This is a genomic window from Collinsella sp. HCP28S3_G2 (genome assembly GCF_052065125.1).
GTDB lineage: Bacteria > Actinomycetota > Coriobacteriia > Coriobacteriales > Coriobacteriaceae > Collinsella.
Genome location: NZ_JBQHUO010000004.1, coordinates 57,704 through 70,984 on the forward strand (window position 1 = coordinate 57,704; position 13,281 = coordinate 70,984).

Below are 13,281 nucleotides of genomic sequence, written 5' to 3' on the forward strand. Positions count from 1 at the left end.
ATGGCCCCCGCTCAGGCAAGCCTGCTGGCCAAGCTCGACACCCAAGAGCGCGTACGCGATTTTTTGACCAACGCCGTCGCCAGCGGCCGCGCATCGCACGCCTACCTGTTTTTGGGCGCTCCCGGTGCCGGCAAGCTCGATGCCGCCTGGGCGCTCGCCCAAGCCTTCCTGTGCGAGCAGGACGGCTGCGGCTCATGCGATAGCTGTGTGCGTGTCGCCCGCCATACGCACCCCGACGTGCACTATTACACGCCCGAGAGCGCCACGGGCTACCTCATCGCCCAGACCCGCGAGCTGCTCGACGACGTGCCGCTGGCGCCCATCCGTGCCAAGGCCAAGGTCTACATCATCGACCGTGCCGAGCAGCTGCGCGTCAACACCGCCAACGCACTGCTCAAGACGCTCGAGGAGCCGCCCGAGGGCGTTATGTTTATCTTGCTGGGCACCTCGGCAGACGTGATGTTGCCCACCATCGTGAGCCGCTGCCAGTGCGTGCCGTTTCGGCTGGTGTCGCCCGCCGTGGCCACGAAGGCCGTGAGCCGCGCGACGGGCCAGGATCTCGCACGCTGTCGCATGGCGGTCGCCGTGGCGGGGAGCCCCACGCGCGGCATCGAGTTCCTTAAGAGCGCCGAGCGTCAGGATGCTCGCCGCCAGATGATCCGCGCCATCGATTCGCTCATCGCCGCCGACGAGGCCGATGTACTCAGCCGCGCCAAGTCGCTCATCGTCGCCGTTAAGGCTCCGCTCGCCGAGGTCAAGTCCACGCAGGAAAAGGTGCTCGAGCAAAACGCCGATTATCTGTCGCGTGGAGCATTGAAGCAGCTTGAGGACCGCAACAAGCGCGAACTCAACGCGCGCGAGCGTTCGGGTATCATGGAAGCGCTGTCGAGCGCGCGGACGCTCATGCGCGACGTGCTGCTGACGCTTCAGGATGAGGCGGCAGACATTGTGAACGAGGACGTGCGCGACACGATCGGGCGGCTTGCCGCCGCGACGAATGTTGCGGGTGCCACCCGGGCGCTCGAGGCGGTCGCGACCGCCGAGCGCAACATTGCCAGAAACGTTACTCCCCAGCTGGCCATCGAGGTCATGCTGTTCGATATCAGGAAGGCACTGAAATGCCGTTAGTCGTACCCGTTAAGTTTACCTACGCCTCGCGCGACCTGTGGTTTGACCCGCAGGATCTGGATATCCTCGAGGCCGATTATGCCATTTGCTCCACCGAGCGCGGAACCGAGATCGGCCTGGTCACGGCCGATCCCTTCGAGGTGCCTCAAGACGAGATCGGTCAGCCGCTCAAGCCCGTGCTGCGTGTGGCGAGCGATATCGACCTGCAGCTTGCCGACGACCTGGCCATCCAGGGCGATGAGGCCATGGTCGATTTCCGCCGTCTGGTCAAAGATCTCGACCTCGAGATGAAGCCGGTGGGTGTCGAATACCTGTTTGGCGGCGAGAAAGCCGTGTTCTACTTTGCGGCCGAGGAGCGCGTCGATTTTCGTCAGCTCGTCAAGGACCTGTCCTCGACGCTGCACATTCGCGTTGACATGCGCCAGATTGGCGTGCGCGACGAGACCCGCTTGGTGGGCGGCTATGCCCAATGCGGACAGGAGCTCTGCTGCACACGCTTTGGCGGACAGTTTGAGCCCGTCTCGATTCGCATGGCAAAAGAGCAGGACCTGCCGCTCAATTCGTCTAAGATCAGCGGCGTGTGCGGCCGCCTGATGTGCTGCCTGCGCTATGAGTTCGAGGCGTACAAGGACTTTAAGAGCCGTGCGCCCAAAAAGAAGACGCTCATCGATACGCCGCTCGGCAAGGCGCGTATCCAGGAATATGACACGCCGCGTGAGCAGCTGGTGCTGCGCCTGGAGAACGGTAAAGTCTTTAAGGTCAACCTGGCCGATATGACGTGCTCGGAGGGCTGCAAAAAGAAGGCCGCCGAGCAGGGCTGCAGCTGCCGTCCCGACTGCGTGACGCGAGATGTGCTCGAGCGCATCGAGTCGCCCGAGATGCGCCTGGCGCTCATGGAGCTCGATCGCGAGAACGGTGTCGACGTGGGCGATGGCCTGTCGAGTGCCGACCGTCTGGCCGGCACGTCGATGCCCAAGCGCCGTCGTCGCGATGCCGAGTCCGATGCTTGTGCCGGTCAGGGCCAGGGCGAGGGTCGTGGCCGCGGAAAGGGCCGCGGCAAGGCCGAGGCGTCCGAGGCCGAGGAGGCGGCCGGCGGCCGTCGTCGCCGCAAGCGCGCGGCGTCCGTCGACAACGGCGAGACCGCGGGCAAGAACGCCTCTCGCGAGCGCGAGGCTCAGCAGCCCCAGCAGCAAAACCGCGGCGGCGGCATGAACCCCACGCGCCGTCGTCGCCGCCACCTGTCGAGCGAGGAGCGCGAGGACGCCTTCCGCGCCGCAGCCGCTCGTGAGGCCGGTGCCGCTCCCAAGGGCGCCTCGGCCTCCGACGCGCCTGCCGACAAGGCTGGCAGGCCACGTGGCGAGGAGGAGCGCGCGCCGCGTCCTCGCCGTCGCCATTCCTCGGGCACGCAGCAGAAACCCTCGGTTCCTTCTGTGGCCGATCAGGTTTCGGATGGTGAAGTCAAGGTCACGCGCCGTCGCCCCGGCGATGGCGGAGGAGCTGCCGCCAAGGCTTCGCGCGGCGGTGCTCGCGACGAGCGCGAACCGCGTGAGGATCGCAGTGGCGAGGGTTCGGCCGACCAGAGTCAGAAGCGCCGCCGCCGTCGCCGTTCCCGCAAGCCGCGCCAGGATGGTGGCGAAGGCTCGACCCACACCTCGTCCGCACCGCAACCGCCTGCCGGCGAATAGCGCCCGCAAGCGGATTCGACTTGTCTGACCCCAAATGCAACGGGGTATCATGGCACTGAATCGACAACCCTCCCTTCGCCCAAGCGTAGGGAGGGTTTTGTCATAAATAACTATCTGAATGGTTTGAGCCGCTTACGGAGTGCCGGCATCTCGCCGTTTGCGGATGAAATGCTACCGTTTGCCGAGCGCGCGGCGCATGAGGCACTCGAGGTTCTTTCGCCCACGCGATGCGCCGGTTGCGAGCGTGCCGGTGCGCTTATTTGTCGGGAGTGCCTGGCGTCGCTCACGCTTGTCGATCCGCGCCACAGCTGCACGAGGTGCGGCGCTCCGTTTGGAGACCTGCTGTGTACCGAGTGCCCGGTCGAGGGTGCGTCTTCGGCGGTGGCTAAGGCCCTCGATCGCTGCCTGGCGTGCGCTGTCTATGCACATCCGTTGCCGCGCATCATCAAGGCATACAAGGATGCGGGCGAGCGCCGTCTGGCACCGTATCTGGCAGAGCTGCTCTACGACACCGCCCTGCATGCCCAGGTAGCAGCCCCCGACCGTTACGGCGGCGTGCTGTCCGGTGCCGACGCGGTGGTATTTGTGCCCGCGACTGCGGCGGCGTATCGGCGGCGTGGATTTGATCACATGGAAGCAATCGCGCGCTCGTTTTGCGATCTTTCGGGCGTGCCATTGGTGGACGCCTTGGTCAAATACGGTCATGGCGACCAGCGCGAACTCGGTCGCGCCGAGCGCCGGGAACATGTCCGGGACATGTACGAGACGGTCGAGGATGTACGTGGCTGCCGTCTGCTGCTCATCGACGATGTCATTACCACGGGCGCAACAATGGCAGCGGCCTCGGCGGAGCTTAAGCGCGCCGGCGCCAAAGCCGTCGATGGCCTCGCTATCGCACGCGTTTGGTAGGGGTGGTTTTGTGGCAGTGAAGATTGCGCGGCGCGTCGAGCCGACAGGCGAGCAACTGGCAGCCTCTGTAATCCTGACCGGCGCCTCGGCGCTACGCATGATGCGCGCCGAGCGCCGGCAAATGGGTCACATCAGTTGGAGGGACTTCCATCCCGATGAAGAGCGCCGTGTGCTACCCGCCTCGACCTGCGAAATCTGTACTCGCGGTGCGAATGACGACCTAACCTTAAACTTTAGCTTGAACTTAGCTATAATGCGCTACGTTCCCGCCAGGCTGTGGTTGCGGACGGGCAATGCGCCCATCCAAGTCCAAGACAGACGCGGTCAAAGGGATCCACGTAAGCGACCGCGTGCGCGCGGCGCGATCATGGCGCGTCCTAGATGTAAGCCGCACCGTCCGTTCTACTTTCTTTGGGGCAATACCGCCTCGCGGGCGAGCGGGCCAGTCGTGAAGGTGGCTGCGGCCTCCCGAGCAAACGCCCCGGTGCGCAAGTGTGGGGTCAAATACCAGGTCAGCTGGTGGGAACAACCCGATATTCCGTGCAGGGCACGGATCGTATACGACACAGAAGGCAGGGTAGCGGACATGGTGAGGGGCAGCTTGATGCATGCGACTCGGTTGGGTGCTGGGACCGCGGCGGTCATTGCCGTTTTGGGCCTGAGTGGGTGCGCGTTCAATCCACTGTCCACGTTCACGACGCCCACGATCGACCAGATCGAGCGCGAGACCGTTACCCCCACGGTATCGGATGATGCCCTGGTCGCGCCGGGAACCCTGACGGTCGCCCTCGATACTTCCGATGCCCCGCAAGCCATGCAGGATGCCGACGGAAACCTCACGGGCTATGCGGTCGATGCCGCTCGTGCCCTCGCATGCCGCATGGGTCTCAAGGTCGCCTTTGTCGATGCGTCCTCGGCCGATTCCGCGCTCAGCGATAAAAAGGCCGATATCTTCATTGGCGACGCCAGCTCTACGGACGGCGATATCAGCTCGCTTGGCACCTGTCTGTACGACGCCCCCGCCGTATTCGGCAAGAGCACTGACGGCGAGTCGTTGAGCGTTTCCACCGAAACGCTTAACACCGCTACCCTGGGCGTTCAGACCTTCTCGGCCTCGCAGGAAGCGCTCGCCAAGCAGGGCATCACGGCCAACCAAAAGACCTTCTCCAACATCAACGAGTGCTTCGAGGCGCTCGAGTCGGGCGAGGTCGATTACGTGGTCTGTGATTCCACGGCCGGTGGTTACCTCGCGCGCCTGATGAGCCAGATCTCCTGTGTCGGCACGCTCGAGACGCCCTCCACGCTTGGCATCGCAGGCCTTAGCTCTAACGATGAGCTGTGCCGTGCCGTGAGCGATGCCCTCGACGACATCACGGTCGACGGCACGCTCGAGGCGGTCCACTGCGTCTGGTACGGCCAAATGCCCTATGACCTTACCGCCAAGACTGTTTCGGGGGCCAATGTGCAGGCATCCGAATCCACGTCCAACGAGACCGAGTCCTCCGATGGCGACACCTCCGATAACAACGGCGACAGCCCCTCGTCTAGTCAGGAGGGCGCCATCACCGACGATGACATCAACAAGCTCAATAGCTAGTTATTGGTAGGGGTGGCGCCTGCCATACATTGAACAAGGCGCTTCTTCACGGTTTCAACACGCATGGCCGGGTCTCCCCAATAGGGGAGCCCGGCTTTTCAATTTTGATAAAACCAGCAGCTCAAGGGCAATTTCCAGGAGAAAAACCAACTCCGCCGACGCCCTCATATAGCGCACTTTGCCGCGGAAAAGTGCGAGACTTCGGTATGCGGTATCAAGCAGTCGTTATTCGGGCCTTTGGGAATTCGGGTGATTAAATGCACGGCAATGGGTACATAGCCAGTACAGTAAGTCCCCGAGGCAGATTGGAGCCACGTATGGATATCAAGGTTTCTGGACGCAAGACGACGGTAACCGATGCTCTGCGTGCGCATGTGGACGAGAAGATCGGCGAGGCGCTCAAGGTTTTCGATATCGAGCCCATGACAGTCGACGTCGTGCTTCGTTATGAGAAGAACCCCTCGAACCCCAACCCGGCAATCGTCGAGGTCACGGTTCGTGCCCGCGGCTCTGTGATTCGCGTCGCCGAGCACGGCGCAGATATGTATGCCGCCATCGATCTCTCCGCCGATAAGGTCACCCGCCAGCTGCGCAAGTTCAAGACCAAGGTTGTGGACAACCGCCAGGGCGGTGCCAGCGCCGCGGATGTCGCACCGGTCGAGCGCGTCGAGGATCTGGCCGACCTGCTGCTGCCCGAGGAGGACGACGACCTGCTCGTCCGCGAGAAGGTCATCGATGTCACCCCGATGACTGAGGAGCAGGCGCTGGTGCAGACCGATCTGCTCGGCCACGACTTCTACGTGTTCGAGAACGCGACGACTGGCCTCATCAATGTGGTGTATCACCGTAAGAATGGTGGATATGGCATCATCAAGCCCCGCATCGAAACACTTGACGAGTAAAATACGTTAACTTGCATGAGTTAACGGTTGGCGGCCATCCCATGCGGGTGGCCGCCTTTTTTACGTAAGGAGTCGCTTTGATGGACAAGGCCGCATCCGCCGGTCATTCGGACCGTTGCCGTATCGTCGTCGATACCTGCTGCGACTTTAACCCCGAGGTCGCCGCGAACCTCGATGTCGATATCTTGGGCTTCCCTTTTATTATCGATGGCGAGGAGCGCACGGACGACATCTGGTCGAGCATGAGCCCTAAGGAGTTCTACGACCGCATGCGCGCCGGTGCCCGCGTGTCCACCTCGGCTGTGTCGCTCGGTCGCTATATCGAGTTCTTTACCGAGTGCGCCAAAGAGGGCACGCCCACGGTTTACCTGTGCTTTACCTCGGCGCTGTCGTCGAGCTACAACTCCGCGTGCCAGGCGGCAGATGCCGTGCGCGCCGAGTATCCCAACTTTGAGCTCTACGTGGTCGACAACGCCCTGCCCTGCGCGACCGGCGAGCTCCTGGCGCTTGAGGCCGTGCGCCAGCGTTCGGCGGGACTGACTGCCAAGCAGCTGGTCGATTGGGCAAACGAGGCCAAGACCTACGTGCACGGCTACTTTACGCTCGAGAGCTTCGATGCGCTGGCTGCCGGCGGCCGCATTCCGCCCGCGGCGGCGCAGCTCACGGCAAAGCTCGACGTCAAGCCCGAGCTCTCCTACGACCTTGCCGGCTCGCTGTCGCTGATCGGCGTCAACCGCGGCCGCAAGAAGGCGCTCAAGTCCATCCTCAAGTCGTTCCGCGAGAACTACGTGCCTGATCGCACCATGCCCATCGCCATCATGACGGCCGATGCCGAAAAGGACGGTGACTGGCTCGAAGCCGCCATCCGCAAGGAGGAGGGCTGCGCCGACGTCACGATCATTCGCAGCTCCGTGGGCCCCACCATCGGCTCGCACGTGGGCCCCGGCATGGTGGCCTGCGCGTTTTGGGGCAAGAACCGCACCGACAAGGCGTCGCTTTCCGACCGCATCGCCCGCCGCGTGCGCGGCCAGTAGACAAGCGCTGCGTCCGTAATCGCCCTCGACTCACAGCCCAAACGCTGGCAACGAGTATTCAACCTGGCAATAACACCCAACCCAAAAGGAAAGGTTTCATGGCAAACAAGCTCTCTGTCGCATTTATCGGCACCGGAATCATGGGTGCCCCTATCGCCGGCCACATTCTGGACGCTGGCTATCCCGTCACGGTCAACAACCGCACCAAGTCCAAGGCTGCAGCGCTTGTTGAGCGCGGTGCCGTCTGGGCCGATACGCCGGCAGATGCCGCGGCGAACGCCGACGTCGTCTTTACCATGGTGGGCTATCCCTCCGAGGTCGAGGAGCTCTACCTGGCGGGCGACGGTCTGCTCGCGTGCACTAAGCCCGGTGCGGTCCTGATCGACCTCACCACGAGCTCGCCCGAGCTGGCGCGCGACATTGCCGAGGCCGCCCAGGTTTCCGGCCGCATGGCGTTTGACTGCCCCGTCACCGGCGGCGAGTCGGGTGCTATCGCCGGCACGCTTACGGCTATCGTGGGCGCTACCGAGAACGACATTGCCCCGGTCCGCGATATCCTTTCCACCTTTGCGGCAACCATCTGCTGCTTCGACGGCGCCGGCAAGGGCCAGGCTGCCAAGCTCGCCAACCAGGTGTCGCTGGGCGCCTGCATGGTCGGCATGGCCGATGCGCTGGCGTTTGCCGAGCTGAGCGGCCTTGATATGGAGAAGACCCGTCAGATGATCCTGGGCGGCACCGGCAAGTCCGGTGCCATGGAGAGCCTGGCGCCCAAGGCGCTCGACGGCGACTACAAGCCCGGTTTTATGGTGGAGCACTTCATCAAGGACCTGCGCTTGGCGCTCGCCTATGCCGACGACCGCGAGCTTGCGCTGCCCGGCGCCGACGTGGCCTTTACGCTCTATGACATGCTCGACGCCATCGGTGGTGCCAAGCTGGGTACCCAGGCCATCAATGTCCTCTATAAGGAGGAGGCCGACGCCATTGCCGCCGGTCTGGACTGGTCGCAGTATCGTCCCGAGGAGCATGGTGCTCACGAGGAAGGCTGTGGTTGCGGCGAGCATGGCGACGACCACGAGTGCGGTTGTGGCCACCACCATGGCGAGGACCACGAGTGCTGCGGCGGCCACGGCCATGACGACGGCCACGAGTGCTGCTGCGGCCACCATCACGAGGAGTAGCGCCCATGAGCTGGACGTTCGTGGTGCTTGCACTAGTGCTCTTTCTCTTTGCGATCTACATTGGCTTTTTGTGCGGCCAGTGGGCGTGCGAAAAGCGCGTCATCACCAAGCGCGACTACTGGATTGCCAACTTTGCAGGGGCGGCGGCAGTCGTCCTGCTGACCTGGGTGTTCTCGCTGTTCCCGCTGGTGCAGTTTGCGCCGATCGGCTGGCTTGGCGGCTTTATCGCCGGCCTTAAGATGAGCTTTGGCGAGTCCGTTGGTCCGTGGCGCAAGCACGATGAGGTCTTTAACGTCAACCAGGCTCATCGCGCCGCCGCCGACGCAGGAGACGCTGAGGAGCGCCGCCGCGCGCGTCGCAATGGCGCGGCTGACCGACAGCTCATCTCGGTCACCGATGACAGCAAGGGTGCTGGCAGGCACACTAAGAAATAGTAAGAAGAGGTAACTATGGCAGAAAACAAAGACGAACAGCTCACCGACGAGGAGCTGGCACAGCTTCAGCTGGCAGAGGAGAACGAGAACACCGTCGACCGCTTGGTCCAGGAGCTCGGCTGCCCCACGCGCCGTATCCGCCAGTTTGCCGCCCGCGTGCTGCACCTGCTTGCCGAGCGCGATCCGCAGCGCGTCGTGCCCTGCGTGCCCGCGCTGATCGAGGCGCTCGACCGCCCCGAGGCTCAGACTCGCTGGGAGGCCCTCGATGCCCTGGCGGCGCTCGCCACCACCTGCCCCGACCAGCTGGGCGATGCCTTTGAGGGCGCCGAGACCGCACTGTTTGACGAGATTTCCTCCACGCTGCGCTATGCCGCCTTCCGCCTGCTGTGCGTGTGGGGTGCCACGAGCGTCGAGCGTTCGCGCGAGGCTTGGCCCATCCTGGACGAGGCCATCCAGTGCTACCACGGTGACCTCGAGTATCGCGATATGCTCGGCTGCCTGTACGAGTTTGGCAAAGGCGAGATCGATGCCGAGATCGCCGAGAAGCTTGCGCTGCGCCTTAAGTTCGATGCCGAGAACGGCAAGGGCAGCTATCTCAAGGCCCGTTCGAGCGAGATTTGCGAAATGCTTGTTAAACGTTTTGGCCTGGATCTCTCCAAAAAGAAGAAGCGTGCTAGCGTTAAAAAATCTGACGACGCCGAAGACGAGGAGTAACAGATTATGGCGCACGATGTAGTCCTGATTCCCGGTGACGGGATCGGTCCCGAGATTACGCAGGCCATGCGCCGCGTGGTCGAGGCCGCCGGTGTCCAGATCAATTGGAACGTCCAGGAGGCCGGTGCCGGCGTCATGGACGAGTTTGGCACGCCGCTGCCCCAGCATGTGCTCGATGCCGTCGCCCAGACCAAAGTTGCCATCAAGGGCCCCATCACCACGCCGGTCGGTACGGGGTTCCGCAGCGTCAACGTTGCCCTGCGTAAGTACTTCGACCTGTACGCCTGCGTGCGCCCCTGCCTGTCGCAACCGGGCGATGGCTCGCGCTTCCGCGATGTCGACCTGGTTATCGTGCGCGAGAACACCGAGGACCTCTACGCTGGTATTGAGTTCGACGAGGGCGCTGCCGAGGTCGAGGAGCTTTCACAGCTTGTCGAGCGCTCGGGTCAGAAAACCTTCGCCGCGGATTCCGCCATCTCGATCAAGCCCATCTCCATCGCCAAGAGCCGCCGTATTGTGGAGTACGCCTTTGAGTATGCTCGCCGCTGCGGCCGCAAAAAGGTGACGGCCGTGCATAAGGCCAACATCATGAAGGCGACTGACGGCCTGTTCCTGCGCGTGGCTCGCGAGGTGGCTGCCAACTATCCCGATATCGAGTTCAACGACAAGATCGTCGACGCCACCTGCATGGGTCTGGTTCAGAACCCCAACGACTTCGATGTTCTAGTCCTGCCCAATTTGTATGGCGATATCGTCAGCGACTTGTGCGCCGGTCTTGTAGGCGGCCTTGGCATGGCCCCCGGCTCCAATATCGGAGCCGACTGTGCCATCTTTGAGGCCACGCATGGCTCCGCGCCCGATATCGCTGGCCAGGATATCGCTAACCCCACGGCCGAGATTCTGTCTGCGGCTATGATGCTCGATCATCTGGGCGAGAACGATGCTGCCAATCGTATTCGCGCCGCCGTATCTGCCACGCTCGACGAGGGCGAGCAGGTTACCGGTGACGTGCGTCGTGCCCAGACCGGCTCCATTGAGGGCGCCGTGGGCACGCAGGCCTTTGCCGATGCCGTTATCGCGCATCTTGCCTAAGGGGATACGGCTTCAAACGCCTAAGCGGTACTTATACGTTTGCGGATAACCTGAGAATGAATACGCCCGGCGCTCTGTCGGGCGTATTCTATTGAGGACTATGTTTCTTAACAAGGAGTAACTGATATGGGTCTGATTCAAAAGAAGGACGAAAAGGACGAGATCGACGGCATCCAGATTATCGAGCGCGGCGAAGGCCCCGACGGTGACGAGGACGAGAAGATCGATCTGGTCGCAGGTACGTCTGCCGAGCACATTGCTGCCGGCACGACCGCCGAGGAGGAGGACGCCCGCCTGGAGGCTCAGATTGCCGCGGATGCCGCCGACGAGAACCTCATGCCTGAGGAGCAGGACGAGGACGATGACTCCGACGTGGACGACAGCGCATCCAAGCACAAGAAGACGATGATTGCCGCCTTTGTGGTCGCCATCGTGATCGCTGCTGTGGTCGGCTTCTTTATCGGCAACGGTGGTTTTGGCGGCAAGGGCGTCGGCTCGGCGACCCTCACCGAGGACCAGCTCGATTCGACCGTGGCAAGCTACAGCTACAACGGCAAGAAGAGCGACATCACCGCGCGCGAGGCCATCGAGAGCCAGTACAGCCTTGATACCGTCAAGGATAGCGATGGCAACTACACCGCTCCCTCTGCCGACGTTATCCTGTCCTACGTGCGCAACCAGATTCTGCTCGACGCCGCCGAGGATGAGGGCATCACCGTCTCTTCTAAGGAGATGAAGAAGTACGCCGAGGATTCTATCGGCACTTCGGACTACAAGACCATGGCCACGCAGTATGGCGTGTCCAAGGACCAGGCCAAGCAGATCGTCCGCCAGTCCGCAACGCTGCAGAAGCTCTACAAGAAGAAGGTGGGCGATAGCTCCGCAAGCATGCCGATCGCTCCGACCGAGCCTTCTGACGGCAACGAGGACACCGCGAGCAAGGACTACGCCGATTACATCATCAACCTTGCCGGCGACGAGTGGGATAGCGAAAAGGGTACCTGGAAGGACGCCGATAGCGCCTACGCTAAGGCCTTCGCTGACGATGCCTTTACGGCCGATAGCGCTACCTATAAGCAGGCCATGACCGCCTATTACACCGCCTACCAGCAGTACTCTTCGCAGGCTTCGAGCGCCAGCTCCAAGTGGACCGAGTACGCCAACGGCCTCTACGCCAAGGCCAATATCAGCATCTACGGCCTGTTTGCGTAAAGATTACCTGAGCCTTCGAGTACGAAGCCGAAATATCTGATGAAGCCCCCTAGAACGGACATCGTTCTAGGGGGCTTTTTGCGTTGGAGGGCTATCTATTGAGACGGAAAGGGCAGATTGAATGATCACGCATGTGTTTCATCGGGTCTCCCTAATTCATCTGGGAAAACAACTGCAAACGATTGCAAGTAACCGGTGAACGGTCGAAAACGACCGTTCGCCGATAATCTCAAAACTGGTTCAGACTGGTATTAAGTCAAAAAGACCAATTCACATATCTTCACAATGACCTGCAATTTTTCTACACGCTATTTTTATCCGCCCTGCGTTGTTTAGACACGGGAAAAGATCCGATCTTTTGCCAAAACATTTCGAAACGGTTTCAAAACCGCAGGTAGATGTGTTAACGACCGGTAAACGGTCGAAATATCACCGTGAGCGGTGCAAAAACGTTTTACTGTATGAATCAACGAAAGCGACCTCTTCTGGGGTGATATAGTGACAACAACACGTCACGTGGTTACTACCAGTTGAGAAACCACTGGTCTTCAAAGAACGCTTTCTAAGAAGCTTTAAGGGCGAGCGCCCGCTGGCTTCCGAAAATCATCGGACTCAGATCGTACACACCTTCGGAAGGGAAATTTGAATGGTTGGCTTTATTCTTACCGGTCATGGACAGTTCGCACCCGGCCTTGCAAGCGCTATCGCTATGGTTGCCGGCGACCAGCCTGCTTTTACCGTCGTTCCTTTTGAGGGCGACCAGGCTGCTTCCTACGGTGAGGATCTCCGCGCCGCTATTACCGCCATGCGCGAGGAGTGCGATGGCGTGCTCGTCTTTACCGACCTGCTTGGCGGCACCCCGTTTAACCAGTCGATGATGATTGCCCAGGATGTCGACAACGTCGAGGTTCTGACCGGCACTAACCTCCCCATGGTTATTGAGCTTTTGTTCCTCCGCGGCAATGCCACGCTCGCCGAGCTTGGCGAGCAGGCAGTGACCGTTGGCCAGACGGGCATCACCGCCCAGACGGTCGCATCCGTTGCCGGCTCCGACGAAGAGGATATCTTTGGCGACGAGGACGGCATCTAATGGCCGATTTCGGAGCCAACGTCCTGAGCTCCTCGGTCGCTCTTTTAGGCCTGCTTGTCATCATGGGCTTGATTTACACCATCTGGTCGCAAATCAACATGAAGAAGAAGCAGAAGTACTTCAAGGAGCTGCACACCGAGCTCAAGCCGGGTCAGGAGGTTCTTTTCGCCGGCGGTATCTACGGAACCGTCAAGGGCATCGAAGGCGAGAAGGTCCAGATCAAAGTCCGATCCGGAGCCGTCGTAGATGTTTCGCGTTACGCGATTCAGGAGATCAAGTAACTGTCGTCAGCAAATAGCGAAAGGA

Annotated in this window: 13 protein-coding genes; all 13 read left to right on the plus strand. The window is 61.5% G+C overall.

The window, feature by feature from the left end; all coding sequences use genetic code 11:
* The 13 genes from ACTNB2_RS03985 (at position 1) to yajC (ending at position 13,256) form a co-directional block, all read left to right on the plus strand.
* Positions 1-1,128, plus strand: coding sequence for a DNA polymerase III subunit (locus ACTNB2_RS03985; protein ID WP_441040868.1), 1,128 nt, complete (start codon positions 1-3; stop codon positions 1,126-1,128).
* Positions 1,119-2,813: a PSP1 domain-containing protein gene (locus ACTNB2_RS03990; RefSeq protein WP_427718946.1), complete on the plus strand. Its 1,695-nt coding sequence runs from the start codon at positions 1,119-1,121 to the stop codon at positions 2,811-2,813. Before ACTNB2_RS03985 ends, ACTNB2_RS03990 begins: the two co-directional genes overlap by 10 nt.
* A 168-nt stretch (positions 2,814-2,981) precedes the next feature.
* Positions 2,982-3,722: a ComF family protein gene (locus tag ACTNB2_RS03995; protein ID WP_441040866.1), complete on the plus strand. Its 741-nt coding sequence runs from the start codon at positions 2,982-2,984 to the stop codon at positions 3,720-3,722.
* A gap of 604 nt (positions 3,723-4,326) precedes the next feature.
* Positions 4,327-5,319: a substrate-binding periplasmic protein gene (locus tag ACTNB2_RS04000; RefSeq protein ID WP_441040922.1), complete on the plus strand. Its 993-nt coding sequence runs from the start codon at positions 4,327-4,329 to the stop codon at positions 5,317-5,319.
* 317 nt (positions 5,320-5,636) lie between these two features.
* Positions 5,637-6,221, plus strand: coding sequence for a ribosome hibernation-promoting factor, HPF/YfiA family (gene hpf / locus ACTNB2_RS04005; RefSeq protein WP_055285508.1), 585 nt, complete (start codon positions 5,637-5,639; stop codon positions 6,219-6,221).
* Between the two features lie 80 nt (positions 6,222-6,301).
* A complete protein-coding gene (locus ACTNB2_RS04010; RefSeq protein WP_427718953.1) occupies positions 6,302-7,255 on the plus strand; it encodes a DegV family protein in 954 nt (317 codons plus the stop codon).
* Between the two features lie 98 nt (positions 7,256-7,353).
* On the plus strand, positions 7,354-8,433 hold the full coding sequence (locus tag ACTNB2_RS04015) for an NAD(P)-binding domain-containing protein (protein WP_427718955.1): 1,080 nt from the start codon (positions 7,354-7,356) through the stop codon (positions 8,431-8,433).
* Positions 8,434-8,438: 5 nt separating this feature from the next.
* Complete coding sequence (locus ACTNB2_RS04020; RefSeq protein WP_441031309.1) at positions 8,439-8,867, plus strand: hypothetical protein; 429 nt, start codon at positions 8,439-8,441, stop codon at positions 8,865-8,867.
* A 15-nt stretch (positions 8,868-8,882) separates the two neighbouring features.
* Complete coding sequence (locus ACTNB2_RS04025) at positions 8,883-9,581, plus strand: hypothetical protein (protein WP_427718960.1); 699 nt, start codon at positions 8,883-8,885, stop codon at positions 9,579-9,581.
* 6 nt (positions 9,582-9,587) lie between these two features.
* Positions 9,588-10,673 (plus strand): isocitrate/isopropylmalate dehydrogenase family protein, encoded by a 1,086-nt coding sequence (locus ACTNB2_RS04030; protein WP_427728602.1) that lies wholly within the window; start codon positions 9,588-9,590, stop codon positions 10,671-10,673.
* A gap of 126 nt (positions 10,674-10,799) precedes the next feature.
* Positions 10,800-11,885: a hypothetical protein gene (locus ACTNB2_RS04035; protein ID WP_441040864.1), complete on the plus strand. Its 1,086-nt coding sequence runs from the start codon at positions 10,800-10,802 to the stop codon at positions 11,883-11,885.
* Between the two features lie 646 nt (positions 11,886-12,531).
* On the plus strand, positions 12,532-12,975 hold the full coding sequence (locus tag ACTNB2_RS04040) for a PTS fructose transporter subunit IIA (protein ID WP_117743271.1): 444 nt from the start codon (positions 12,532-12,534) through the stop codon (positions 12,973-12,975).
* Positions 12,975-13,256 carry a preprotein translocase subunit YajC gene (yajC, locus tag ACTNB2_RS04045; RefSeq protein WP_022094612.1) on the plus strand — a complete coding sequence of 94 codons (282 nt, stop codon included), beginning with the start codon at positions 12,975-12,977 and terminating at the stop codon, positions 13,254-13,256. Before ACTNB2_RS04040 ends, yajC begins: the two co-directional genes overlap by 1 nt.
* The last annotated feature ends 25 nt before the right edge of the window (positions 13,257-13,281 follow it).

What these genes read in the sequence shown, in the direction of transcription:
- yajC (WP_022094612.1), top strand. Translation starts at nt 12,975, where the DNA reads ATGGCCGATTTCGGAGCCAACGTCCTGAGCTCCTCGGTCGCTCTTTTA.
- ACTNB2_RS04010 (WP_427718953.1), top strand. Translation starts at nt 6,302, where the DNA reads ATGGACAAGGCCGCATCCGCCGGTCATTCGGACCGTTGCCGTATCGTC.
- ACTNB2_RS03985 (WP_441040868.1), top strand. Translation starts at nt 1, where the DNA reads ATGGCCCCCGCTCAGGCAAGCCTGCTGGCCAAGCTCGACACCCAAGAG.
- ACTNB2_RS04020 (WP_441031309.1), top strand. Translation starts at nt 8,439, where the DNA reads ATGAGCTGGACGTTCGTGGTGCTTGCACTAGTGCTCTTTCTCTTTGCG.
- ACTNB2_RS03995 (WP_441040866.1), top strand. Translation starts at nt 2,982, where the DNA reads ATGCTACCGTTTGCCGAGCGCGCGGCGCATGAGGCACTCGAGGTTCTT.
- ACTNB2_RS03990 (WP_427718946.1), top strand. Translation starts at nt 1,119, where the DNA reads ATGCCGTTAGTCGTACCCGTTAAGTTTACCTACGCCTCGCGCGACCTG.
- ACTNB2_RS04025 (WP_427718960.1), top strand. Translation starts at nt 8,883, where the DNA reads ATGGCAGAAAACAAAGACGAACAGCTCACCGACGAGGAGCTGGCACAG.
- ACTNB2_RS04035 (WP_441040864.1), top strand. Translation starts at nt 10,800, where the DNA reads ATGGGTCTGATTCAAAAGAAGGACGAAAAGGACGAGATCGACGGCATC.
- ACTNB2_RS04000 (WP_441040922.1), top strand. Translation starts at nt 4,327, where the DNA reads ATGCATGCGACTCGGTTGGGTGCTGGGACCGCGGCGGTCATTGCCGTT.
- ACTNB2_RS04015 (WP_427718955.1), top strand. Translation starts at nt 7,354, where the DNA reads ATGGCAAACAAGCTCTCTGTCGCATTTATCGGCACCGGAATCATGGGT.
- ACTNB2_RS04030 (WP_427728602.1), top strand. Translation starts at nt 9,588, where the DNA reads ATGGCGCACGATGTAGTCCTGATTCCCGGTGACGGGATCGGTCCCGAG.
- ACTNB2_RS04040 (WP_117743271.1), top strand. Translation starts at nt 12,532, where the DNA reads ATGGTTGGCTTTATTCTTACCGGTCATGGACAGTTCGCACCCGGCCTT.
- hpf (WP_055285508.1), top strand. Translation starts at nt 5,637, where the DNA reads ATGGATATCAAGGTTTCTGGACGCAAGACGACGGTAACCGATGCTCTG.